The sequence below is a fragment of the Comamonas sp. MYb69 genome, assembly GCF_037479315.1.
Classification (GTDB): Bacteria; Pseudomonadota; Gammaproteobacteria; order Burkholderiales; family Burkholderiaceae_C; genus Comamonas.
The window spans coordinates 71,831-96,829 of record NZ_JBBGZG010000004.1 but is presented as its reverse complement, the minus strand read 5'-3'; the positions used below and the strand labels follow the sequence as shown (position 1 = coordinate 96,829).

The 24,999-nt window shown below is 64.2% G+C and carries 20 protein-coding genes; 9 read left to right on the top strand and 11 right to left on the bottom strand.

What is annotated here, in order from left to right; all coding sequences use genetic code 11:
• Positions 1-106 precede the first annotated feature (106 nt).
• The gene (locus tag WH303_RS06775) at positions 107-439 is read left to right on the top strand and encodes a tetratricopeptide repeat protein (RefSeq protein ID WP_339517575.1); all 333 of its coding nucleotides are present in this window, start codon (positions 107-109) and stop codon (positions 437-439) included.
• 79 nt (positions 440-518) lie between these two features.
• On the opposite strand, the gene gsiD is transcribed toward WH303_RS06775, so the two are convergent.
• From gsiD to WH303_RS06735, 8 genes are all read right to left on the bottom strand, one after another.
• Entirely contained in the window at positions 519-1,481 is a 963-nt protein-coding gene (gsiD, locus tag WH303_RS06770; protein ID WP_339517574.1) for a glutathione ABC transporter permease GsiD, read from the bottom strand.
• 15 nt (positions 1,482-1,496) lie between these two features.
• The gene (gsiC, locus tag WH303_RS06765; protein WP_339517573.1) at positions 1,497-2,417 is read right to left on the bottom strand and encodes a glutathione ABC transporter permease GsiC; all 921 of its coding nucleotides are present in this window, start codon (positions 2,415-2,417) and stop codon (positions 1,497-1,499) included.
• Between the two features lie 3 nt (positions 2,418-2,420).
• On the bottom strand, positions 2,421-3,953 hold the full coding sequence (gene gsiB / locus WH303_RS06760; protein ID WP_027010471.1) for a glutathione ABC transporter substrate-binding protein GsiB: 1,533 nt from the start codon (positions 3,951-3,953) through the stop codon (positions 2,421-2,423).
• Positions 3,954-4,054: 101 nt separating this feature from the next.
• Positions 4,055-5,959, bottom strand: coding sequence for a dipeptide ABC transporter ATP-binding protein (locus WH303_RS06755; protein WP_339517572.1), 1,905 nt, complete (start codon positions 5,957-5,959; stop codon positions 4,055-4,057).
• Between the two features lie 328 nt (positions 5,960-6,287).
• Positions 6,288-7,307, bottom strand: a complete 1,020-nt coding sequence (locus WH303_RS06750) for an isoaspartyl peptidase/L-asparaginase family protein (protein WP_339517571.1) — start codon at positions 7,305-7,307, stop codon at positions 6,288-6,290.
• Positions 7,308-7,360: 53 nt separating this feature from the next.
• Positions 7,361-8,242, bottom strand: a complete 882-nt coding sequence (locus WH303_RS06745) for an alpha/beta fold hydrolase (protein ID WP_339517569.1) — start codon at positions 8,240-8,242, stop codon at positions 7,361-7,363.
• A gap of 8 nt (positions 8,243-8,250) precedes the next feature.
• Complete coding sequence (gene aroQ / locus WH303_RS06740) at positions 8,251-8,712, bottom strand: type II 3-dehydroquinate dehydratase (RefSeq protein ID WP_021025119.1); 462 nt, start codon at positions 8,710-8,712, stop codon at positions 8,251-8,253.
• Positions 8,713-8,869: 157 nt separating this feature from the next.
• The gene (locus WH303_RS06735) at positions 8,870-9,217 is read right to left on the bottom strand and encodes a hypothetical protein (RefSeq protein WP_027010469.1); all 348 of its coding nucleotides are present in this window, start codon (positions 9,215-9,217) and stop codon (positions 8,870-8,872) included.
• Positions 9,218-9,424: 207 nt separating this feature from the next.
• Between WH303_RS06735 and WH303_RS06730 the strand changes: the two genes are divergently transcribed.
• Positions 9,425-11,242 (top strand): glutamine--tRNA ligase/YqeY domain fusion protein, encoded by a 1,818-nt coding sequence (locus WH303_RS06730; protein WP_339517566.1) that lies wholly within the window; start codon positions 9,425-9,427, stop codon positions 11,240-11,242.
• A 77-nt stretch (positions 11,243-11,319) separates the two neighbouring features.
• On the opposite strand, the gene WH303_RS06725 is transcribed toward WH303_RS06730, so the two are convergent.
• The gene (locus WH303_RS06725; RefSeq protein WP_339517564.1) at positions 11,320-12,966 is read right to left on the bottom strand and encodes an acyl-CoA synthetase; all 1,647 of its coding nucleotides are present in this window, start codon (positions 12,964-12,966) and stop codon (positions 11,320-11,322) included.
• Positions 12,967-13,102: 136 nt separating this feature from the next.
• On the opposite strand from WH303_RS06725, the gene dnaG reads away from it, so the two are divergent.
• The 5 genes from dnaG (at position 13,103) to WH303_RS06700 (ending at position 20,034) form a co-directional block, all read left to right on the top strand.
• The gene (gene dnaG / locus WH303_RS06720) at positions 13,103-15,166 is read left to right on the top strand and encodes a DNA primase (RefSeq protein WP_339517562.1); all 2,064 of its coding nucleotides are present in this window, start codon (positions 13,103-13,105) and stop codon (positions 15,164-15,166) included.
• Between the two features lie 352 nt (positions 15,167-15,518).
• A complete protein-coding gene (gene rpoD, locus WH303_RS06715) occupies positions 15,519-17,984 on the top strand; it encodes an RNA polymerase sigma factor RpoD (RefSeq protein ID WP_027010614.1) in 2,466 nt (821 codons plus the stop codon).
• Positions 17,985-18,123: 139 nt separating this feature from the next.
• Entirely contained in the window at positions 18,124-18,954 is an 831-nt protein-coding gene (gene fdhD, locus WH303_RS06710; RefSeq protein ID WP_052329793.1) for a formate dehydrogenase accessory sulfurtransferase FdhD, read from the top strand.
• A 307-nt stretch (positions 18,955-19,261) separates the two neighbouring features.
• On the top strand, positions 19,262-19,567 hold the full coding sequence (locus WH303_RS06705) for a winged helix-turn-helix transcriptional regulator (RefSeq protein WP_027010615.1): 306 nt from the start codon (positions 19,262-19,264) through the stop codon (positions 19,565-19,567).
• Between the two features lie 113 nt (positions 19,568-19,680).
• Positions 19,681-20,034, top strand: a complete 354-nt coding sequence (locus tag WH303_RS06700) for an FKBP-type peptidyl-prolyl cis-trans isomerase (protein WP_116925004.1) — start codon at positions 19,681-19,683, stop codon at positions 20,032-20,034.
• A 100-nt stretch (positions 20,035-20,134) separates the two neighbouring features.
• Here the strand turns inward: WH303_RS06700 and WH303_RS06695 are convergent, their stop codons facing one another.
• Positions 20,135-22,171, bottom strand: coding sequence for a VC_2705 family sodium/solute symporter (locus WH303_RS06695; protein WP_312988692.1), 2,037 nt, complete (start codon positions 22,169-22,171; stop codon positions 20,135-20,137).
• Positions 22,155-22,433, bottom strand: a complete 279-nt coding sequence (locus WH303_RS06690) for a hypothetical protein (protein ID WP_339517558.1) — start codon at positions 22,431-22,433, stop codon at positions 22,155-22,157. Before WH303_RS06690 ends, WH303_RS06695 begins: the two co-directional genes overlap by 17 nt.
• A gap of 212 nt (positions 22,434-22,645) precedes the next feature.
• Between WH303_RS06690 and WH303_RS06685 the strand changes: the two genes are divergently transcribed.
• Positions 22,646-23,857 (top strand): ABC transporter substrate-binding protein, encoded by a 1,212-nt coding sequence (locus WH303_RS06685; RefSeq protein ID WP_339517556.1) that lies wholly within the window; start codon positions 22,646-22,648, stop codon positions 23,855-23,857.
• A 151-nt stretch (positions 23,858-24,008) separates the two neighbouring features.
• Positions 24,009-24,941, top strand: a complete 933-nt coding sequence (locus WH303_RS06680; protein ID WP_339517554.1) for a hypothetical protein — start codon at positions 24,009-24,011, stop codon at positions 24,939-24,941.
• Positions 24,942-24,999: the final 58 nt, after the last annotated feature.

The following is a 24,999-nucleotide window of genomic DNA, read 5'->3' as shown; positions in this document are numbered from 1 at the left end:
CGCGCCACCCCAGCACAAGACGCTCCCCGGAGCGTCTTTTTTTATGCGCACAGACTCTGCGGACAAAGGCCGCGCACTATGCTGAGCGCAATACAAAGGAGAGCGCATGCGCGAAGGATTGGAAAAACTGCTGGCCAAGGGGCAAGACAGCGCGGTGCTACGCTTTGGCCTGGGCCAGGCCTGCTTGAAGGACGAAGACTATGCGGCCGCCGCGCTGCACCTGGCGCAGGCCGTCGCCCAGAACCCGCAGTACTCGGCCGCCTGGAAGCTGCTGGGCAAGGCCCAGCTCGAATCAGGCGCAACGGACGCCCGCGCGCAAGCGCAGGCCAGCTGGCAGCAAGGCCTGCAGGTGGCAGAGCAGCAGGGTGATACGCAGACCGCCAAGGAGCTCACGGTGTTCTTGAAGCGGCTCCAGAAACTGGGTGCCTCACCGGCCTAAGTTGGCCGGCCAACAAAAAAAGCGGCAAGCAGCCCAAGGCGTTTGCCGCTTTTGCTTGGCAGATGATCTGCCCAGGTGCTCAGTTGTCCAGCTTGGGGTCCAGCGCATCGCGCAGGCCATCACCCAGCAGGTTAAAGGCCAGCACCGTCACAAAGATCGCCAGGCTCGGGAACAGCGCCACATGCGGCGCGTTGAGCATATCGCTGCGCGCCTCGTTCAGCATCGCGCCCCACTCCGGCGTTGGTGGCTGCGCGCCCATGCCCAGAAAGGACAGGCTCGCTGCCGTGATGATCGAGGTGCCGATACGCATGGTGAGATAGACGACCACCGACGACACGGTGCCCGGCAGCAGGTGGCGCAGCATGATGACCCGATCGGGCGCGCCGATGGAGCGTACCGCCTCGATATAGGTCTGCTGCTTGAGCGCCAGCACATTGCCGCGCACCAGGCGGGCAAAGGCGGGCACGCTGAACACCGCGACGGCCATGATCACATTGATCATGCCGTTGCCCAGGATGGCAACGATACCGATGGCCAGCAGGATGCCGGGGAAGGCAAACAGCACATCGGACATGCGCATCACGCAGCGGTCCCACCAGCCTTCGTAGTAGCCGGCCAGCAGGCCCAGGATGGCGCCAATGACCGCGCCAATGGCGACCGACACAAAGCCGGCCGCCAGCGAGATGCGCGCGCCCACCAGGATGCGGCTGAAGATGTCGCGGCCCAGCGAATCGACACCGAACCAGTGCTTGGCCGTGGGGGGAGAATTCAGCGCGTCGTAGTCAAAGAAGTTCTCGGCATCGTAGGGCACGATCCAGGGCGCCAGGACGGCCACCAGCACCAGTGCGATGATGAAGATGCCAGCGAACAAGGCCAGCTTCTGGCGCTTGAACTTGCGCCAGAACTCGGCCATCGGCGTGCGCATGCGCGTGGATGCGGCCAGGTTGGCAGGCAGGGACGGCGCAGCAGCGCCGACGGTAGAGACCGTGTTGGCTGCCGCCACGGCGCGGTCGGCAGATTCAGGAGCGTTCGGAGTAGTCATGGCCAAAGCACCTGCTTAGCGGTAACGGATGGTGGGGTTGATCCATGCATAAAGCAGGTCGACCACCAGATTGATCAGGATGAATTCCAGCGAGAACAGCAGCACCAGGGCCTGGATGATGGGGTAGTCGCGCATCTCGACGGCGTCGACCAGCAAGCGGCCCATGCCCGGCCAGTTGAACACCACCTCGACAACGATGGAGCCGCCCAGCAAAAAGCCGAACTGCAGGCCCATCATGGTCACCACCGGAATCATCGCATTGCGCAGGCCATGCTTGATGACGACCACGGTCTCCTTCAAGCCCTTGGCACGTGCGGTGCGCACATAGTCCTCTTTGAGGATGTCGATGAAGGAGCTGCGGGTAAAGCGTGCCATCACGGCCGCCACGGCCGCGCCCAGGGTCAGCGATGGCAGCACATAGTGCTTCCAGCTGTCCGCACCCACGGTGGGCAGCCAGCCGAGCTTGACCGAGAAATACTGCATCAGCAGCATGCCTAGCGCAAACGACGGGAAGGAGATGCCCGACACCGCCAGGGTCATGCCCAGCCGGTCAGGCCACTGGTTGCGCCAGACGGCCGAGACAATGCCCAAAAACATGCCCAGCACCACCGACCAGGCCATGGCCACCACGGTGAGCCAGAAAGTGGGGCCAAAGCGCTCGGCAATCTCTTGCGAGACCGGGCGCTTGGTCCGGATGGATTTTCCAAAATCGCCCTGCAACGCATTGCTGAAGAAGCGCACGAACTGCTGGTGCAGGGGCAGGTCCAGCCCCAGGTCCTTGCGGACCAGTTCGATCGTCTCCGGGCCAGCTTCGGGGCCAGCAGCCAGGCGCGCGGGGTCACCGGGCAGCATGTGCACGAAGCCAAAGACCAGCACGCCAACGATGAGCAGTGTCGGTATCAGCCCGAGCAAGCGTTTGAGCAGGTAGCGATACATGGATTACTTCAGGTCGACGTCGGTGAAATTGAAGTTGCCATCCGGGATCACGTAGAAGCCCGTCAGCTTCTTGGACTTGGCCGACACCAGTTGCTCGGTGTTCAGGAAAATCCAGGGCGCATCCTTCCAGATCTTTTGCTGGGCATCGGCGTAGATCTTGCCGCGCTCAGCCGCATCGGTGGTCACCAGCGCCTTGGCAATGTCAGCATTGACTTCGGCATTGTTGTAGTAGGCGGTGTTAAAGCCGCGTGGAGGCTGGCTTTCACCGGCCAGCAGTGGGCGCATCGCCCAGTCGGCTTCGCCGGTGGACGAGGACCAGCCCACGTAGTACATGCGCACCGCAGCCTTCGCTGGATCCTGCACCGATTCCACTTCAGCGACGCGCTGGCCTGCTTCCAGGGCGCGCACCGTTACCTTCACTCCTACCTGGGCGAGTTGCTGCTGGGCAAACTGGATGACCTTCTGGGCGGTGGAGTGGTTGTAGGCCGACCACAGGGTGCTCTCAAAGCCATTGGGGTAGCCCGCCTCCTTCAGCAAGGCCTTGGCCTTGGCTGGATCGTAGGGCCAGGGGCCCAGCTTGGTGGCAAATTCCACACCCTTGGGCAGCACGCCTTCGGAAGGGATGGCGTAGCCGGCAAATGCGACCTTGGCCAGTGCTTCCTTGTTGATCGCGTAGTTCAGCGCCTCACGCACCTTGGGGTTGTCAAAAGGCTTTTGCGTGGTGTTCAGCGAGATGTAGCGCGCAATGATCGAAGGCGCCACCACGATGTCGAGGTTGGCATTCTTCTTGAGGTTTTCAACGGCTTCGGGCGGCACGCTGAAAGCGAACTGCGCCTCACCGGTCTGCATCATCGACGAGCGGGTGTTGTTGTCCACCACAGGGCGCCAGGTGATCGAATCCACCTTGGGCAGGCCTTGCTGCCAGTAGCCGTCAAACTTGCTGACCTTCACATAGTCCGAAGGCTTCCACTCGACGAACTTGAAGGGGCCGGTGCCCACGGGATGCTGGGCAATGTCCTTGCCGTATTGCTTGAGCGCAGCGGGCGAGATGATCACGCCCGAGGGGTGGGCCAGCGAGTTGACGAAAGGTGCAAACTGCTCCTTGAGCGTGAACTTGACAGTGTGCTCGTCCACCGCCTCGGTCTTGGCGATGTTCTTGTACAGGTTGTAGCGCTTGAGCTTATTGTCTGGGTTGGTGACGCGGTCAAAGTTGGCCTTCACCGCTTCGGCATTGAAGGGGGTGCCGTCATGGAACTTCACGCCGCTGCGCAGCTTGAAGGTGTAGACCAGACCGTCCTTGCTCACGTCGAAGCCGGTGGCCAGCACCGGGATCATCTTCATGTCCTTGTCGAAGCTGTACAAGCCTTCATAGAAGGACTTGGCCATCGCTTGCGACACGGTGTCATTGGCGTCATAGGGGTCCGTCGTCGTGAAAGACGAGTACACGGCCACCGTCACATCCTTGGCGGCAAACGCCGGCAAAGCCGAACCCGCCATCAGCATGGCTGCGGCGATCGAAGTCAAACGTCGTTGCATATCAACTCTCCTCTTCAGGTTTTGCATCGGCTGGCCCACCACGGCGGCGACCAGACCCACTACATTCTTGGCGTTACTCAGCTGGGCACTCCTGCGCAGGCTCAAGCCGGCTGCAGATCCTGCACCTGGCCGGCAGGCACCGCGGGCTGCGGCATCTCTTGGGCCACCCAGTGGCCCGGACCCACTTCGCGCATGGGCAGCACGCGCGGCGGGTCGTCCACCCCGCGCACGGGGCTGGGGATCTCGGCCACATTCAAGGTGTGCTGGCGGCGCTGCGTGGGGTCGGCAATCGGCACGGCCGCCATCAGGCGCTTGGTATAGGGGTGCTGCGGGTTCTCGAACACCGCGCGGCGCGGCCCGATCTCGACGATCTGGCCCAGGTACATGACGGCCACGCGGTGGCTGACGCGCTCGACCACGGCCATGTCGTGCGAGATGAACAGAAAGGCAATGCCAAACTCCCGCTGCAGGTCCATCATCAGGTTGATGATCTGCGCGCGGATCGACACATCGAGCGCAGAGACCGCTTCATCGGCAATCACCACCTTGGGGTTCAGGGCCAGCGCGCGGGCAATGGCGATGCGCTGGCGCTGGCCGCCCGAGAATTCATGCGGGTAGCGGTTGGCGGCAACCGGGGGCAGGCCCACCTTCTCCAGCAGCCACTCCACCTTTTTCTCGGCCTGCTCGCGCGGCAGCAGCTTGTGGATCAGCATGGGCTCCAGAATGCTGTAGCCCACGGTCAGGCGCGGATCGAGCGAGGCAAACGGGTCCTGGAAAATGAACTGGATATCGCGGCGCAGCGCCTGCAGCTGCGCGCCTTGCAGCTTGGCAATGTCGCGCCCGGCCACCTGCACATCACCAGACTGGAAATCGATCAAACGGGCCAGCGCGCGGCCCGTGGTGGATTTGCCGCAACCGGATTCGCCCACCACCGCCAAGGTCTCGCCCGGCTGCAGGCTCAGGCTCACCTGCTCGACCGCATAGACCTGGCGCTTGACGCCGCCAAACAGGCCTTCCTTGATCGGAAAACGCGTCACGAGCTTGTTGACCTGCAGCACCGGCTCACCGGCTTGCACGGTCGATGTCTCGGGCGCGGCGGCCTCGGCCTGCGTGCCCTGGCCCAGCAGGCTGAAGCGCTCTGGCAAATCCTTGCCGCGCATGGCGCCCAGCTGCGGCACGGCGGCCAGCAGGTTGCGCGTATAGGTCTGCTGCGGGTTGGCAAACAGCTGCACGCAGTCCTGCTCTTCGACCTTGTCGCCGCGGTACATCACCAGCACGCGGTCGGCCACCTCGGCCACCACGCCCATATCGTGGGTGATGAAGATCACGCCCATGGACATCTCGCGCTGCAGCTCCTGCACCAGCGCCAGAATCTGGGCCTGGATGGTCACATCCAGCGCCGTCGTCGGTTCATCGGCAATCAGCAGCGAGGGCTTGCAGGACAGCGCCATCGCGATCATCACGCGCTGGCGCATGCCGCCCGACAGCTGGTGCGGGTGGCGCGTGAGCACATTGCGGGCCTCGGGAATGCGCACCAGCTCCATCATGCGCAGCGCCTCGGCCATCGCCGCGCTGTTGGACTTGCGCTGGTGCAAGCGAATCGATTCGGCAATCTGCTCGCCCACGGTGAACACCGGGTTGAGCGAGGTCATCGGCTCCTGGAACACCATCGCCATATCGGCCCCACGCACCTGGCGCATCTGGGCGGAGGTGGCCTTGGCCAGGTCGATCGTGCCGGCATGGCGGCCGCGCAGCAGCATCGAGCCGCTGTCGATCTGGCCCCCTCCGGTCTCCACCAGCCGCATCAGCGCCAGCGACGTGACCGACTTGCCCGAGCCCGACTCGCCCACCACCGCCAGGGTCTGGCCGGCATAGACATCGAGGTTCAGGTTCTTGACCACCTGCACCCGCCCCTGCTCGGTCTTGAAGCTCACGGACAGATCGCGCACCTGCAAAACGGGCGGCGTCAGGTCATCGTGCACGGAAGTAGAACTGGGGTTGGACATAGGTAGAAGGGGCAGTGCGGGGCTTCGCGAAGAAGGCACAAGCCGTAAAGCAGGACAGGCACCCGGGTTGGGACAAATCCTTGAGAAAAATCCCCGTGTTGGCAAGAACACTGAGGCATAGATATTCACCTGGGTGACAGTGTTTGCAATTGTAGAAAGCCGGGGGGCGGGTTTGGATGCAAAACGGCCTATGGTTTTCACCTACGCAATTCCCGCAGAGGCGCGCACCATTGTGGTGCGGCGGCCTGCCCGTTGCAGGCAAACCACTCCGTCATCGCCGGGGTCGGGCCGGAGCCCGTTGGTGGGCCCCTGGCTCAGCGATGCACGATCACGCTGGAGCCAAGGCGTCGTTGGCATAAATGGCGACCAGCGCCTCGCCATCGATGCCGATCTGGCCCCGGTACATGCCCTCGGAGTTGAAGCACAGCGAGACCTCACCATCGGCACCCACGGCGATCAGGCCGCCATCGCCGCCCAGCGGCGGCAGCACGCGGTGGATGACCTCGGCCGTGGCCTGGGCCACCGACTCGCCCAGCAGCTCGATGCGTGCGGCCACGGTGTGAGCGGCCGAGCCCCGGATAAAGGCCTCGCCGACGCCGGTGCAGGAGACAGCCACCACACCATGCTTGGCATAGGTGCCCGCGCCCACCACGGGCGAGTCACCGACACGGCCGGGCTTCTTGTTGGTCAGGCCACCGGTCGAGGTGGCGGCAGCCAGCTGGCCATGCACATCCAGCACCACCGCACCGACCGTGCCCATCTTCTTGCGCTCATCGAGCGGCGCAGCCTGGGCCTGGGTCTGGCTTTGCGCGCTGTGGTCCAGCGCCACCTGCTCGCGGCCCGACGCCAGCGCTGCGGCCTGCACGGTGCGCAGCTGGGCCAGGCGCTGCTCGGTCGAGAACCAGTCGCGCGCCACCATCTCGCAGCCCTGGGCCTGGGCAAAGCGCTCGGCCGCCGCGCCAATCATGAACACCGGCCCGCCCGCCTCCATCAGCGCCAGGGCCGCACGCACCGGGTTGCGCACGGTGCTGACACCGGCCAGCGATCCACAGGCCAGATCGCGCCCGCGCATCACACAGGCATCCATCTCATGCGTGGCATCGGCCGTGAACACGGCGCCGCGCCCGGCGTTGAACAGCGGGCATTCTTCGAGCAGGCGCACGGCCTCCACCGCCACTGCTTCGGCAGGCGCGCCTGCCGCCAGTTTTTGCTGCGCGCCTTGCAGCACATCGCGCAAGGCATCGCGGTAGGCCTGCTGTTGCGCGGGGGTGATGGAGGCGCGGGTGATGGTGCCGGCGCCGCCATGGATGGCGATCACGGGGCGAAAGGAAGAGGTAGAGGTGGTCATAGTGCTTGGGCCGGTCGCGCCGTTGCGCGGCCAGCCGGTTCCAGGTAGGTCAATCAGGAAGAGAGCAGCGGCAGCAGCGTGGCCATAAAGGCCTCGGGCTGCTCATACTGCACCCAATGGCCGGCGTCGGGCAGCCGCACAAAGGCCTGCAGATGGGGCGTGACCGCGCGGTATTGGTGCTCCAGCGCGGGCATATAGCTTTTGTACAGCGCGTCATAGGCGCCATAGATCGCAGCGACCGGGCAGGCAATCTGCGGCAGCGACTGCGCCAGGATATCGGTGTTGGCCAGGCGCCGGCGTGGCAGGCGGTCCCGCACAACATTGTGCTGGTGCACGGCCAGGGCCTGGTCGTCGATCTTGGCGGCATCCCAGAGCATCAACGCGCCCAGGTTGTAGCGGTGCATCTCCTGCTGCTCGGCAGGGTCGCTCAGATGGCGCCAGCCCTTCAAGCTGAACTGCTTCTCCGGCACCACGCCCATGGCAGGGGCCCCCACCAGCACCAGGCGCTCGACCGCCTGCGGGTAGGCGGCGGTCAGCATGGCCGCCGTCATACCGCCGAAAGAGAAACCCATCAGCTGGCAAGGCAGCAGATCCAGCTGCGCCATGCCGGCATGCAAAGGTGCGAGCATGGCATCGGCGTCCGTTCCCACGGCCGGCGGGTCGGAATCACCAAAGCCCGGCAGATCGGGCAGCCAGAGTTCATGGCCTTGGGCGAGCAGCGCATCGATATTGCGGATCCAGTGGGTCCAGCTGCCGCTGCCGCCATGGAGCATCACCAAGGGCAGCGTGCCAGGGCGGCGCGGGCCCCAGCTATGCCAGACCACGGTCTGGCCTTCAAAAACGGTGGTCCGCCGCGCCGCCTTGGCCAGCAGCGTCTCGTAGAGCGCCGGCAGCGGCAGCAAGCCCGCAGCGCTGGTGTCTAGAACATCGGACATCGCAGCACTCAGGCGGTGGGCGCCAGCAGCACCTGGGCCACCGCATCGATCGCAATGCTGTAGCCCTGCACGCCCAGGCCGCAGATGACCGCCTTGGCCACGGGCGCAATATAGGAATGGTGGCGGAAGGCCTCGCGGGCATGGACATTGCTGATATGCAGCTCGATCACCGGCAGCGCCGCGCCCTTGATCGCATCCATCAAGGCCACGCTGGTGTGGGTGTAGGCGGCGGCATTGAGCACCACGCCGGCCAGCCGGCCTTCGCGCTGCAGCTGGCCCGCCTCGTGCAGCCAGTCGATCAAGGCGCCTTCATGGTTGCTCTGGTGAAAACGCAGCGCCAACTGGTTGCGGGCTGCCGCCTGGGCACACAGCTGCTCGACATCAGCCAAGGTGTGGGCACCATAGATGGTGGGCTCGCGCAGGCCCAGCAGATTCAGGTTCGGGCCGTTCAGTACAAAAACAGTTTTCATCTCAGCTTCCACAACGGACAACAGCTGTGGATTATCCGAGCATTCGGCACCCCAGTGCACAGCCCAAGCGACAGCTGGGCGGTTGGGAGCCCCGGCAAGCGCGCATAAAAAAAGCCCTGGCGGGCCAGGGCATCGGTTGCGCAAGCTGCCAGGCAGCTCAATAGCGGTAGTAATCGCGGTCGTGGCGATGGTGGCGGTAGTAGCGGCCGGGAGGTGGGCCGTAGTACACGGGCGCTGGGCGGTAGACCGGTGCGGGGCGATAAACGACGGCAGGGGGCGGAGGCGCCACATACACGGGTTGAGGCGCATACACAGGGGGAGGCGCCACATACACGGGCTGGGGTGCGTACACCGGCGCGGGGGCCACGTACACCGGTGCAGGCACATTGATGCCCACCGACCAGGACACCCGGCTGGCATGGGCGCCAGCACTCATCAGCGCCAAGCCAGTCAGCACCGCAGCAGCGGCCCAGCGAGAGCCTTGTTTCAGCATCGAATTGCGCATATTGATCTCCTTGCGAGAATCCCTGAAAAATGTCATTGGACTTTCAACGCGGCAAGCAGGCAGAAAGATACCAAAGGCGCTGCAAATTATGGTTTCAAGACAAGATATCCTGTTGCAAAGCGTAAATGGCATACCCAACATTGGGTCAGAGCCCCAGAAACCGCAATACGTTCCAGCCATCAGGGTACTCCCTTAGAATACACAACTATGAATGCATCTGCCCCGAGCGCTTCGCACAACGGTAGTGACGAAGTGGTCAAACCCACCAATTTCCTGCGACAAATCATCGAGTCCGACCTCGAAAAAGGCAACTACGCCCAGCGCCACTGGGGTGGCACGCCTGGCGATGCCCAGCACCACCAGCAGGGCCCCATCGACCAGGCCAAGATCCGCACCCGCTTTCCACCTGAGCCCAACGGCTACCTGCACGTGGGCCACGCCAAGTCGATCTGCCTGAACTTTGGTCTCGCACGCGACTTTGGCGGCGTCTGCCACCTGCGCTTTGACGACACCAACCCGGAAAAGGAAGACCAGGAATATGTGGACGGCATCATCGATGCCGTGCGCTGGCTGGGCTTTGACTGGAAGGACCCGAGCGGCGAGCAAAACCTCTACTACGCCAGCAACTACTTCGACTTCATGTACCGCTGCGCGGTCTACCTGATCGAGCAAGGCCTGGCCTATGTGGATGAGCAATCCGCTGAAGAGATGCGCGCCAACCGGGGCGATTTCACGCGCCCTGGCGTCAACAGCCCGTTCCGCGACCGCAGCGTGGCCGAGAACCTGCAGCGCTTTGCCGACATGAAAGAGGGCAAGCTGCCCGATGGCGCGGCCGTGCTGCGCGCCAAGATCGACATGACGGCGCCCAACATCAACCTGCGCGATCCTGCGATCTACCGGGTGCGCCATGCCGAGCACCACAACACCGGCAACCAATGGTGCATCTACCCGATGTACACCTTTGCGCACCCGATCGAGGACGCCTACGAGCACATCACCCACTCGATCTGCACCCTGGAGTTCGAGGACCAGCGCCCCTTCTACGACTGGTTGCTGGACCACCTGCGCACGGGCGGCCTGATCGATGCGCCCCAGCCGCGCCAGTACGAGTTCTCGCGCCTGAACCTGACCTATGTGATCACCAGCAAGCGCAAGCTCAAGCACCTGGTGGACAACCAATTGGTCAGCGGCTGGGACGACCCACGCATGCCCACCGTCGTCGGCCTGCGCCGCCGTGGCTACACGCCCGCATCCATCCGCAATTTCTGCGAACGCATTGGTGTGACCAAGGACTACGCCTGGATCGACTACGCCACCTTGGACGGCTGCCTGCGCGAAGACCTGGAAAACCAGGCCCACCGCGCGATGGTGGTACTGGACCCGGTCAAGCTGGAGCTGAGCAACTGGGCCGAGGTATTTTGCAGTGCCGAGCACCTCGAAGCCTGCAGCCTGCCCGCCCTGCCCCACCCGGCAGAAGGCCAGGTCGCGCCTGAGCGCCACTTCAGCCTGGGCCGCGAGGTCTGGATCGAGCGCGAAGACTTTGCCGAAGTACCCCCCAAGGGCTATAAGCGCCTCTTCCCCGGCAACAAGGTACGTCTCAAGGGCGGCTATGTGATCGAGTGCACCGGCTGCGAGAAGGATGCCGATGGCGTGATCACCAAGGTGCTGGCCACCGTGGTGCCCGACACCAAGAGCGGCACCCCTGGTGCGGACAGCGTCAAGGTCAAGGCCGCCATCACCTGGGTGGGCGTAGCCGATGGCGTGCAAGCCGAAGTGCGCCTCTACGACCGTTTGTTCACCGATCCGCAGCCCGATGCCGGCGGCAAGGACTTCCTGGCCCTGCTCAACCCGGACAGCCTGAAGGTCGTGACCGCCTATGTCGAGCCTTCGCTCAAGGCCGCGCAGCCCGACGACAAGTTCCAGTTCGAGCGCTTTGGCTACTTTGTGGCCGACCGCCATGACCACCGCAGCGACAAGCCGGTGTTCAACAAGATCACCGGCTTGAAGGACTCCTGGGGCAAGTAAGCTTCCGGGCCTGATCCGCCGAACCCAACCCGCCCCGGCTAGCTGCGGCGGGTTTTTTCATGGATGTTCAGGCTGGATCAGCTGTCTATCGCGTCTGCAGACCCCGCCTGCTTGCGCAGCTCGAACTTCTGGATCTTGCCGGTGCTGGTCTTGGGCAGCTCGCCAAACACCACCGCACGCGGGATCTTGAAGCCAGCCAAATGCTTTTTGCAGTGGGCGACGATGTCCTCGGCGCTCACCTGGGCGCCGGGTTTGAGCTCGACAAAGGCGCAAGGCGTCTCGCCCCAGCGCGCATCGGGCTTGGCCACCACGGCAGCGGCCAGCACGGCGGGGTGGCGGTAGAGGACATCCTCGACCTCGATCGACGAGATGTTCTCGCCACCCGAGATGATGATGTCCTTGCTGCGGTCCTTGATCTTGATATAGCCATCGGGGTCCTGCACCGCCAGGTCACCGGTGTGGAACCAGCCACCGCGAAACGCCTCCTGCGTGGCTTCGGGGTTTTTCAGGTAACCCTTCATCGCGATATTGCCGCGCAGCATGATCTCGCCCATGGTCTGGCCGTCCTGCGGCACGGCTGCCATCGTCTCCGGGTCGCGCACCTGGGCATCGCGCTGCAGGTGGTAGCGCAGGCCCTGGCGGGCGTTGAGCCGGGCACGCTCGCCCACATCCATGCCCTGCCAGTCGGGCTGCTGGGCGCAAACCATCACCGGGCCATAGACCTCGGTCAGCCCATAGACATGGGTCAGGTCAAAGCCCAGTTGCTCCATGCCCTCGATCATGGCCGCAGGCGGCGCAGCACCGGCCACCATGCATTTGACGCCAGCGGGCACGCCCTCCTTCAAGGCCGCCGGCGCATTGACCAGCAGGCTGTGCACAATCGGCGCGCCGCAGTAGTGGCTCACGCCATGGCGCTTGATCGCCGCAAAAATGGCCTGCGCATCGACCCGGCGCAGGCAGACATTGACACCGGCGCGCAGCGCCACCGTCCAGGGAAAGCACCAGCCATTGCAGTGGAACATCGGCAGGGTCCACAGGTAAACCGCAAACTTGGGCATGTCCCATTCCAGCACGTTGCTGATGGCATTCACCGCCGCGCCCCGGTGGTGGTAGACAACGCCCTTGGGGTTGCCGGTGGTGCCGCTGGTGTAGTTCAGCGCAATCGCGTCCCACTCATCGCCGGGCAGCTGCCAGTCAAAGCTGGCATCGCCCTGGGCCAGCAAGGCCTCGTAGCTGAGGTTTCCCAGCCGCTCGCTGGCCTCGCCGTAGAGCGCATCTTCCACATCGATGAGCAAGAGGGGCGCCTGCGATTGGCGCAGCGCAAGGGCCTTGGCCACCACACCGGCGTATTCGGGGTCCACGATCAGCGCCTTGGCCTCGCCGTGGTCCAGCATGAAGGCAATCGTCTGCGGATCGAGCCGGGTGTTGAGGGTGTTGAGCACGGCCCCTGCCATCGGCACGCCAAAATGCGCCTCCACCATCGGCGGCGTGTTGGGCAGCATCACCGCCACCGTGTCGTTCTTGCCAATGCCATGCTGCTGCAAGGCGCTGGCCAGCTGGCGGCAGCGCGCATAGGTCTGCGCCCAGGTCTGGCGCAGCTCGCCATGGATGATGGCGAGGCGCTCCGGGTAGACCTCGGCGCTGCGGGCGATAAAGCCCAGCGGGGTCATCGGCGTGTGGTTGGCTCCGTTTTGCTCGAGCCCGGTGTCAAAAATGCTGTTCATCAGTGCTTGCCTCCTCTGCAAACACTGTGCCACAAGCGGCTGACGCGAAGATTGCGCGCTGTCACACGATCGATAGCCGGGATTTGCCATTGACCCGGGGGCAGATTGGGGTGGCGCTGCGGCGGCGCAGCCCGGCATGCGCGACAATAGCCGGGTGTCCATCCCCCAGTCATTTATCCAGGAGCTGCTCTCCCGCGTCGACGTTGTCGATGTGGTCGGCCGCTATGTGCAGCTGAAAAAAGGCGGCGCCAACCTCATGGGGCTGTGCCCCTTCCATGGCGAGAAATCGCCCTCCTTCAGCGTCAGCCCCTCCAAGCAGTTCTACCATTGCTTTGGCTGCGGCAAAAACGGCAATGCCATCGGCTTTCTGATGGACCACACCGGCATGGGCTTTCGCGAAGCGGTGACCGACCTGGCCCAGAGCGTGGGCCTGCCGGTGCCCGAGGACGATGTCTCGCCCCAGCAGCGCGAGCGCGCCGCGCAGGCGCGCGAAAAGCAGGCCTCGCTCACCGATCTGCTCGAAAAAGCCGGTGACGCCTACCGCAAGCAGCTGTCGCAGTCGCCCAAGGCCATTGCCTACCTCAAAGGCCGGGGCGTGAGCGGCATCACCGCCAAGCGCTTTGGCCTGGGTTACGCGCCCGAAGGCTGGCGCAGCCTGGCGAGTATCTTCCCGGCCTATGACGATGCCAAGCTGGTCGAATCGGGCCTGGTGATTGAATCGGACGACGGCGAAGGCAAGCGCTACGACCGCTTCCGCGACCGGGTGATGTTCCCCATCCGCAATATCAAGGGCGAATGCATCGGCTTTGGCGGCCGCGTGTTTGGTGATGAAAAGCCCAAATACCTGAATTCGCCCGAAACCCCGGTCTTCCACAAGGGCCGCGAACTCTATGGCCTGTTCGAGGCCCGCACCGCCATCCGCGAGCATGGCTATGTGCTGGTGACCGAAGGCTATATGGATGTCGTCGCGCTCGCCCAGCTCGGCTTTCCGAATGCGGTGGCCACCCTGGGCACCGCCTGCACGCCCGACCATGTGCACAAGCTCTTCCGCTTTACCGACACCGTGGTCTTCAGCTTTGACGGCGATGCCGCCGGCCGCCGCGCCGCCCGCAAGGCGCTCGATGGCGCGCTGGCCTACGCCAGCGACACCCGCAGCATCAAGTTTCTTTTTCTGCCCGCCGAGCACGACCCAGACAGTTTTGTGCGCGAATACGGCGCCGACGCCTTTGCCCGCCATGTGCATGACGCCACGCCGCTGTCGCGCTTCTTGCTCGAAGCAGCCAGCGAGCTCTGCGACCTGGGCCAGGCCGAAGGCCGGGCGCGTATGTCGAGCAACGCCCGCCCGCTGTGGAACCTGCTGCCAGACGGTGCCCTCAAGCGCCAGCTGCTCGGCGAGATCGCCGACAAGGCCCAGTTGCCCGCCGCCGAGCTGGAGGGCCTGTGGCAAAAGACTACGGCCCAGGAACAAGCCCGCCAAAGCGGCGCTGGCCAGGCAGCGGCCAGCAGCGGCCCGCGCCATGCGCCCTCCTGGGATGCGCCGCCGGTGGGCGCTGACAGCATGCCCGCCTATGGCGATGCGCCGCCCTGGGGCAGCGACACGGCCATGGACCGCTACCCCGGCCAGCGCAACGACAGCTTTGGCGAGCCGCGCGGCGCCCATGGCGGCGGCAACGGCTACACCAAGCGCAGCGGCGAGTGGCGCCCCGGCCAGGGAGGCCGCAAAGGCGGCTGGCAGCCCCGCCCCGAGCCGCAACCGCCGATGCCCAGCGTAGCCGTGACCCGCGAAGACCAGGCCGCGCGCCTGCTGCTGTCGCACATGGCCTTTTTGGAGAATTTCTCGCCCGAGGACGCCGCCACCCTGGCCCAGTTGCCCGCCCCCCATGGGCCGCTGTTCGCCTGGGTGGAGCAGCAGTTCCTGGCCCACGGCGCCCAGTCCTGGGCGGTGCTGCGCGAGCACCTGCGCGGCCATGCGGTCGAGGCCTTCGCCACCGCGCTGATGCGGGGCCAGCATGCCCAGATTGACGGCCCGCTCGATGAGATCCGCGCCGAGCTGCGCGACTCCCTCAGCCGCATCGTGCTCGACCAGCTCGAAGAGCAAAACCGCCAGCTGGTCACCCAGGCCTCCGACCCGCAAGCGCTGCGCCGCTACCAGAGCAATTTCCACCGTATCGGCCTGCTCAAGCGCCAGGTCAATAAATAGGCGCGGCTCCAAATACCCAGAGGGCATATAAAAATATTTGCCCCGATTGCCGTACAGGCCCTTGACATTGGCCAAAAAGGTATAATATTTGACACATCGGCAAGAGCGACAGCAGCACCTCCGGACCGGGCCCGTATGAAGAATCATGCGATTTGCCACCAGCGCAAGTGCCCAAAATACCGCAAGGACTGCATTCCAAATGTTCGCCCCCACATCTTGCCTTGAGGCTTAGCGCCTCGTGCAGCCGCGTTGGCCGCCACAGTTTTGTGGCGATCGACCACTGCAGTTTCAATGCGCCGGTGATGGCGCTTGCCAGTTTTCTTTGTGTGTTCTCTTTGCTCTGAGGGTGTCCATGCCAGCTACAAAGTCCGCGAAGTCGTCCGTCAAGTCGTCCACTACCACCAGCGCGGCCAAAAGCGCCAAAGCTACAGCAGCCAGCCCTGCCGCCAAACCGGCGGCCAAACGCGCTACTGCTGCAGCAGGCAAAACCGTAAAAGCCAGTGCTGCGCCCACCCCAGCCAAGGCAGCGACGAAGAAGGTTAGCTCCGTGTCCGAAAAACAACGCCTGTCCCAGGCCGAACTGCTCAAGGCAGCCGATGCCCTGCTCAACGCAGGTGCCCCCAAAAAGCGCGCCGCCAAGAAAAGCGAAGCCGCCGAAGAAGATACCCCGGTGAAGGCCAAGGCCGCCACCAAGACTGCGACCAAGGCCAAGACCGCCAAGGCCGAAGACGACAAGCCCAAGGCGCCGCGCAAGACCGCCGCCAAGACCACCAAGGCCAAAGCCAAGGACAAGGGCGATGAAGATATCGACGATACCGATTTCTCGGACATCGAAGAGGACATCGCGGGCGACAGCGAAGAGGTCGTAGAGGTCTCCGCATCGCCAGACGCTCCGACCGAAAAGGTCAAGCCGCTGCGCATGAAGGTCTCCAAGGCCAAGGAACGCGCCTTGATGAAGGAGTTCGGCCTCGACGAAGCCGTGCTGACCGAAGAGGAAATGTCCACCCGCCGTCAGCGCCTCAAGGCCCTGATCAAGCTGGGCAAGACCCGTGGCTACCTGACCAATGCCGAAATCTCCGACCACTTGCCCGACAAGCTGGTCGATGCCGAGACGCTGGAAGTGGTGATCTCCATGTTGAACGACATGGGCGTGGCCGTCTACGAACAGACGCCTGACGCAGAGACCCTGCTGCTGAACAACACCGGCCAGTCCGCCACCACCGAAGAAGAAGCCGAAGAAGAAGCCGAAGCGGCTTTGTCGACGGTGGATTCCGAGTTCGGCCGCACCACCGACCCGGTCCGCATGTACATGCGTGAAATGGGCACGGTCGAGCTCTTGACCCGCGAAGGCGAAATTGAAATCGCCAAGCGCATCGAAGGCGGCCTGCAGGACATGATGCTGGCCATCAGCGCATCGCCCGCGACCATTGCCGAGATTCTGGCGATGGGCGAAGAGATCCGCGAAGGCAAGGTCGTCATCTCCACCGTGGTGGACGGCTTCTCCGACGCCGACGAAAACGACGACTACGTGGCCGAAGAAGACTTCGACGAATACGACGAAGAAGACGACGACGACGGCAAGGGCGGCTCCAAGGCGCTGACCAAGAAGTTGGAAGAGCTGAAGAACGAAGCGCTGTCGCGCTTTGCCAAGCTGCAGTCGCTGTTCGAGCAGCTGCACGCCGCCTATGACAAGAGCGGCTACGGCACGGCCCAGTACACCAAGGTGCAGGGCCAGTTGTCGGCCGAGCTGATGACCATCCGCTTCACCGCCAAGACCATTGAGAAGCTCTGCGACATGCTGCGCGAGCAGGTCGACAGCGTGCGCCAGAAAGAGCGTGCCCTGCGCAAGATCATTGTCGAGAAGTGCGGCCTGCCCCAGGAGAAGTTCATCCAACTTTTCCCTGCCAACCTGCTCAACCTGCAATGGATCGAGAAGGAAGCACAAGCGGGCAACAGCTGGAGCGCCATCATGGGCCGCAATATCCCGCCCGTGCAGGAGCTGCAACAGAACCTGATCGATCTGCAAGCCCGCGTCGTCGTTCCGCTCGATGAGCTCAAGCTCATCAACAAGCGCATGAACGACGGCGAGCGCGCATCGCGCAATGCCAAGAAGGAAATGATCGAGGCGAACTTGCGCCTGGTGATCTCGATTGCCAAGAAGTACACCAACCGGGGCCTGCAGTTCCTGGACCTGATCCAGGAAGGCAACATCGGCTTGATGAAGGCCGTGGACAAGTTCGAATACCGCCGTGGCTACAAGTTCTCGACCTATGCGACCTGGTGGATTCGCCAGGCGATCACGCGCTCGATTGCGGACCAGGCCCGTACCATCCGTATTCCGGTGCACATGATCGAGACCATCAACAAGATGAACCGCATCAGCCGCCAGCACTTGCAGGAGTTCGGCTTCGAGCCCGATGCCTCCATCCTGGCCGAGAAGATGGAGATCCCGGAAGACAAGATCCGCAAGATCATGAAGATCGCCAAAGAGCCGATCTCGATGGAAACGCCGATCGGTGATGATGACGACAGCCACCTGGGTGACTTCATCGAAGACAGCGCCAACACAGCGCCGGTCGATGCGGCGATGCAGGCCGGCCTGCGCGACGTCGTCAAGGACATCTTGGATGGCCTGACCCCGCGCGAAGCCAAGGTGCTGCGCATGCGCTTCGGTATTGAAATGTCCACCGACCACACGCTGGAAGAAGTGGGCAAGCAATTTGACGTGACGCGCGAGCGCATCCGCCAGATCGAAGCCAAGGCGCTGCGCAAGCTCAAGCACCCCAGCCGCTCGGACAAGCTGCGCAGCTTCATCTAAGCGCTTGCCCAGCCCTGCAAGACCTGCGGATCGCAAGACCCAGGTCTTCCCACCCAACCCCGCCTCGGCGGGGTTTGTTTTTGGGCGCGCCTGCCCACGGCGCAGACGCCGTCATTCGCTTTGCGTCACAATCAGCGCCATGCCTTCCGATCTGCCCCGCGCCGTCCAGCCCCTGCCCGCCACCGTGATCACGCCGGAGGCCTCGGTCTCGCGGCTGGATGCGGTTGCGGCCGAAGTACCGGTGGCGCTGGTGTTCAACGGCATCTCGCATGCGGTGATGATGTGCAGCCCGCAGGACCTGGAAGTGTTTGCACTGGGCTTTGCGCTGTCCGAAGGCATCATCGACCAGGCAGCCGACTGCTATGGCATCGAGGTGCAGCCGCTGGCGCCCTGCGGCACCGACCCGGAAGCACCGGGCATCAGCGTGGAGATGCAGATCGCCAGCCGCTGCTTTGTGCGCCTCAAGGAACGGCGCCGCGCCCTCACCGGCCGCACCGGCTGCGGCATCTGCGGCATCGATTCGATGGACGCCCTCGATCTGGTGCCCGAGCCCCTGCCGCAGCTGCCCGACTGGGCCCAGCGCGTGGATCTGGCGGCCTTGCAGACGGCGTTTTCTCAGCTGCCCCAGCTGCAGCTGCTCAACCAGCAGGCCGGCGCCGTCCATGCCGCCGGCTGGGCCACGCCGGCTGGGCAATTGCAGGTGGCGCTGGAGGACGTAGGCCGCCACAACGCACTGGACAAGCTGCTGGGCCATATGGCGCAGCAGCAGATGCTGGGCCAGCCCGGCTTGGTGGTGATGACCAGCCGCGCCAGCTACGAGCTGGTGCGCAAATGCGCCCGCATGGGCCTGCCGGTGCTGGCCACCATCTCCGCGCCCACCACGCTCGCCATCCAGGTGGCCAACCAGGCCGGCATGCGCCTGTTTGGCCTGTGCCGGGGCCCCCGTGTGGTGCGCTACAGCGCCCTCTGACAAGTTCCAGACTGGCACCAGACAGCTGCCAGACCGCTATAAAACCGGGCGCCCGCCCGGCTGCGCACAGGTGCCACTTCTGCGCTGCAGCGCCTTGCGGACGGCCTTTGCACACTCAAAAACCGTAGCAATTGAACAACACTTCCGCTGCCGCCTGGGTCCAATCGTCAGCTGCGCCTATACATCGTGGATGAAGAGCTATTAAACTTGTAGCAGATGTTGCCGCGACGCTGATCGCACCCTCTCAGTGGATTTGCATGCGAAGGCCTGGGCCTCGCTCCTCAACACAGCGCAAGGAGACCCTTACATGAGCGCCAAGGAAAACACCGCCATCAACCAGCTCTTCGAGCGGTTGGAGTGCCGCTACGCTTTGCGTGTGCTCTGGGCATTGCGGGACGGACATCCCCAGACCTTCCGCTTGCTGCAAGACAGCGTGGGCGGCATCACGCCCAACACGCTCAACACCCGCATCAAGGAGCTGCGCGAGGCGGGCTTTCTCGACCACAACAGCGACGGCTACACCGTCACCCCCTCGGGGCAGGACCTGCTCAAGCGCCTGTCCGATGTGCAGGCCTTTGCCACGCGCTGGGTGGCAGCGCAGACCAAGAAGTAAATTCCTGCCCGCCGAGGCCCTTTTTTGCCCCCTGGAGCCCGCCTTGTGCGGGCTCTGTGTTTGGCAGGCGGGTATGATCGCTGCTGGTAGCAAAGCACTCACAAAGGATTTACATGACCACCGTCACCACCCCCTCCGGCCTGCAGTACGAAGACACGGAAGTTGGCACCGGCGCCGAAGCGGCCAAGGGCCAACAAGTCACCGTGCACTACACCGGCTGGCTCTTCAACAATGGCGAGCAAGGCGCCAAGTTCGACTCCAGCAAGGACCGCAATGACCCCTTCGTGTTCCCCCTGGGCGCCGGCATGGTCATCAAGGGCTGGGACGAAGGCGTGCAGGGCATGAAGGTGGGCGGCAAGCGCACGCTGATCATCCCCGCTGAATTGGGCTATGGTGCACGCGGCGCAGGCGGCGTGATTCCTCCCAACGCCACGCTCAAGTTTGACGTGGAACTGCTGAAGGTCTAAGCGGCGCAGGCCTTCTGGCCTGTGATCCACACCATCCCAAAAACTGCACATGGCGTCCAGCCTGTGCAGTTTTTTCATATCCGGGCCCGCCTGGTGGAGGCTATTTGGCCAGGGGCGCGGACTGCCTGGTGCAGCAGCTGACCGCCCAAGTCACAAATACGCCAAGCGGCACGCCAAACACCGCCGCCAGCGTGGGCTGGATGCCCCACCACAGATGGGCAGAGGCCTGCGCCCCGGGCGCCAGGCTGTTGATCGGCATATTGACGACCATGTAGTACAAGGTGATGCCCAGGCCCGCAGCCATGCCGCACACGGCGCCCCGCCGCGTCGCGCCGCGCCAGTACAGGCCCAGCAGCATGGCCGGCACAAAGGCCGCAGCAGCGATCGAGAACGAGGCCGACACCAGCACCAAAATGCCCGAGCTGCGCACCGAGGCGACGGCCGCGGCCGCAAGCGCCACCAGCAGCAAGGTGAACTTGGACAGAATCACGCGTTGCTGCGGCGTGACCGACTTGCCCCGCTCGACCAGGTAGAGATCGCGCACCAGCGCATTGCTGATGGTCAGCAGCAGACCATCGGCCGTCGATAGCGCAGCGGCCAGCCCGCCGGCCGCCACCAGGCCCGAGACTACAAATGGCAGGCCGCCCAGCTCGGGCGTGGCCAGCATGATCAGGTCGGCGCCCAGGTGGATCTCGCCCCACTGCACAATGCCGTCACCGTTCACATCCTCGATCGACAGCAAGGCGTTGTCCATGCGTGTCCACTGCGCAATCCAGGCCGGCAGCGCATCGAAATGGCTGCCCACCAGGCCTTGCATCACCTCCAGCTTGACCAGGGCCGCGAGCGCCGGCGCGCTGGTGTAGAGCAGCACCACAAAGAACAAGGTCCAGACCACCGAGCTGCGCGCAGCGGCCGGGCTGGGCAAGGTGTAGTAGCGGGTGAGCAAATGCGGCAGACCGGCGGTGCCCAGCATCAGGCAGAACATCAGCGCCATGAAGTTGCGCCGCGACAGGCTTTCCTGCTCCTGCGCGCTTTGCTCCGAGCCCAGCATCGGCGCATAGGGCAAGGTGTGCTGCGGCATGCCGCCCAGCGGCTGGGCGCGGGCATAGTTCTCACGCATCGCTGCCGTCCACAGCTCGCGCGCGCTCGCCTCATCCTGCGGCAGCGCTGCCAGCTCGCGCCCAGCGGCCAGCACCTGGTTCAGGTCGGCATTGCTGATGCGCAGCTGCTGCACCTTCTCCTGCAGGCGCGTGCGCTCGGCCTCCAGCGCGGCGGGAATATTGCGCAGCCGCGATTCATACAGCATGCCCTTTTGCAAAAACACCAGCTCCACATCGCGCTCGGCCGAATCGCTCAGCAGCCCCTTCTCGTACTCGGCGATCTTGCCCAGGTCCTGGGTGTAGGCCACGGCTGCGACCGGGCTGCCCAGGCGCTGGTAGGCCAGCCAGGAGACCGGAATCAGAAAGGCCAGCAGGATCATCACGTACTGCGCGACCTGGGTCCAGGTGATGGCGCGCATGCCGCCCAGAAAGGAGCAGACCAGCACGCCGCCCAGGCCCAGCATGATGCCGATCTCGAACTGCACGCCGGTCAGCCGCGAGGCGATCAGGCCCACCGCATAGATCTGCGCCACCACATAGGAAAACGAGCACATCACCGCAGCGACGGCGGCAATCACGCGCGGCCAGCGCCCGCCATAACGCAGCTGGAAAAAATCAGGCAAGGTGTAGAGATTGAGCGCGCGCAGCTGCGGCGCAATCAGCAGCGCCACCAGCACAAAGCCGCCGCTCCAGCCCAGCAGATAGGCCAGTCCCCCGGCTTGCTGGCTGGTGCCGGCAAAGCCCTGCAAATAGAGCGCACCTGAGAGCGACAAAAAGGACGCCGCGCTCATCCAGTCGGCCGCCGTGGCCATGCCGTTGTAGACCGGCGGAATGCGGCGCCCCGCGACGTAGTACTCCTCCGAATCGGCCGTGCGCCCCCAGACACCGATGGCCGCATACATCATCACCGGCACAAACAGAAAGAGCGGCCCGATCCACTGGCGCGACAGACCGGCGCGCTCGGCCCAGGCCACCAGGCCGATGAAGCAGCCCAGGCCCAGCAGGTACAGCACAAAGAACTTATGGTTTCGTGCCATGGTCAGTGCGGGCAACCTGCACGTCTTTCTCCGGATGGCGGTGCATGTACAAGGCATAGCCGGCAACCAGCAGCACATACAGCACCGGCAGCACCGATGCCCCATACAGGTAGGCCGTGCCATGGCCCCAGATCGCATCGATCTCGGGCGCCCAGTACAGGCCGCCAAAGGTGCTGAGCACCAGCACCAGCAAGACCAGCAGCTTCATCGCGTTGAGCGGCATGGGTTCAAAAGGGGCAGGTTTGGGGTGCGAGGAATCCATCGGGGCCTTTCAAGCCGAATGACTGAGACAGCAGCGGGCTGCAGCCAGCATTCTTGCATTTTGTCGCAGATGGGACTGGTTTGCCCAGCGCCCTAGGGGAAGCACCGTGATCACCCGCGACATCGCTTTTGATAATGCCTGCACAGGCCTGGGCCGCGCTGCAGCAAAGCCCGGCACTGCCAACGACGACAAAAAACAGACAGGAGACAAGCATGACCCTTCGCACATCCACCGCTGCTGCCAGCTTGCTGGCATGCGCCACCTTGGCCGTCCAGGCCGCCGGCATCTCCGATGACAAGGTCAGGATCGGCGTGCTCAGCGACATGTCGGGCCAGTACGCAGACTCGGGGGGCAAAGGCTCGGTCGAGGCAGCCAAGATGGCGGTCGAAGACTTTGGCGCCAAGGTACTGGGCAAGCCGGTGGAAGTGGTCTTTGCCGACCACCAGAACAAGGCCGATATCGGCGGCACCAAGGCACGCCAGTGGTGGGATGCCGAAGGCGTGGACATGATCGTCGACATCAACAACTCGGCCATCGCCGGCGCGGTGTTCACGATGGCCAAGGAGCGCGGCAAGGTCGCCATCAGCACGGGCGCGCTGTCCACCGGGCTGACCAATGAATTCTGCGGCCCCACCTCGATCCACTACACGGTCGATTCGTACTCGCTGGGCAAATCGGCGGTGCAAAGTATCCTGGCTCAGGGCAAGAAGGACTGGTACATCGCGGCCGTCGACTACGCCTACGGCAAGGTGACGGCAGCCACGGTCACCGACTTCGTCAAGGAAGGGGGCGGCAAGGTGCTGGGCACCGTCTACCACCCCTTCAATGCCAGCGATTTCTCGTCCTTCATGATGCAGGCCCAGGCCAGCAAGGCCCAGGTGATTGCGCTGGCCAATGCCACGCAGGACACCGTCAACTCCATCAAGACGGCGCGCGAGTTTGGCATGACCAAGAACCTCACCTTTGTGCCCCAGCTCATCTACATCAACGATGCCCATGCGATGGGGCTGGAGCTGGGCCAGGGCCTGACCTTTGCGACCGCGTTCTACTGGGACCGCAACGATGCCTCGCGCGAATGGGCGAAAAAATACCAGGCCCGCATGAAGAAGATGCCCTCGATGAACCAGGCCAGTGTCTACTCGGCCGTCACCCAGTACCTCAAGGCCATCGAGGCGGCGGGCACCGACGACGGCCTGGCCGTGACCAAGCAGCTCAAGACCATGAAGATCAACGACATGTTCTCGCAAAACGGCTATGTGCGCGAGGATGGCCGCATGGTGCATGACATGTTCCTGGTGCAGATGAAGACGCCCAAGGAATCTAAGGGCCCCTGGGACTACTACAAGATCCTCGACACCATCCCGGGCGAGCAGGCCTTCCAGCCGCTGTCCAAGAGCACCTGCTCGCTGGTCACGCAGAAGTAAGCGCGGTTGCGGCGCAGGCGCCGTGGGAGCGCCTGCAAGTACACCTGCCAAGGCGACTTACAAATAAATACGATTGCAGGCGGGGTCCTTTAACCCCTTGCGGGCGGGCAGCGCGATTCAGGGCAGACCACCACTTCTGCAGCGCCCTGCCATGCACACCATCCTCCAACCCGCCCCTGCTTCGTGCCGCGCACGCAAGCCCCGTAGCCTCCACGCACTGGCCTCGCTGACCTTGTTTGCCAGCAGCCTGCTGGGCAGCCTGCCCGCGCAGGCCACTCCGATAGCCGATGTGCAGATCATTGACCGCAGCAGCGGCCAGCGCCTGCCGCTGTACTACCACCAGGGCGAGTACTGGGTGGCAGGCCAGCCGGGCAGCAGCTATGCGGTCGATATCAACAACCGCAGCCGGGGCCGCATCCTGGCTGTGCTCAGCATTGATGGCATCAATGCCATCAGCGGCCAGACTGCGGCGGCCGTGCCCGACGATGGCTATGTGCTGGGCAGCGGCCAGCAATGGGCCATTGCAGGCTGGCGCAAGAGCGACCAGCAGGTGGCGGCCTTCTACTTCTCGCACAGCGAAGACGCGTATGCCGCACGCACCGGCCGGCCGCGCGATATTGGCGTGATTGGGGTGGCGGTGTTCCGCGAGCGCGAACCCCGGCCCCAGCCGCCCATCCTGCGCAACCGCGAGGCGCAAAAAAGCACGGCACCGGCCGCCGAAGCCAGCAGCGCCGATAGCGCAGCGCCTGCGATGCCACCGCCTTCCAGTCCTGCCGCCGCTGCCGCACCCAATGCCTCGGTCGCTGCCCCATCGCGCCAGGCCACCGCCCCCGCCGCCGCGCCCACACCGGTGGCGCCGCGCCTGGGCACGGGCCATGGCGCGCTCGAGCGCTCCGTCACGCGGACCACGGAGTTCCACAGCGCCAGCAGCAGCCCGGCGCAGATCATCCGCATCCGCTATGACAGCTATGCCAACCTGTTGGCCCAGGGCGTCATCCGCGCGCCGCAGCCCGCCGTGCAGCCGGCGCCCCGCCCTTTTCCGGCATCGCCCTCTGGCTATGTACCTGATCCGCCTGCCTATTGAGGTCTTGCCGCCGCAGGCATCACCGCGCTGCGGCGTGCGATTTTCTCCACAAGGGCCA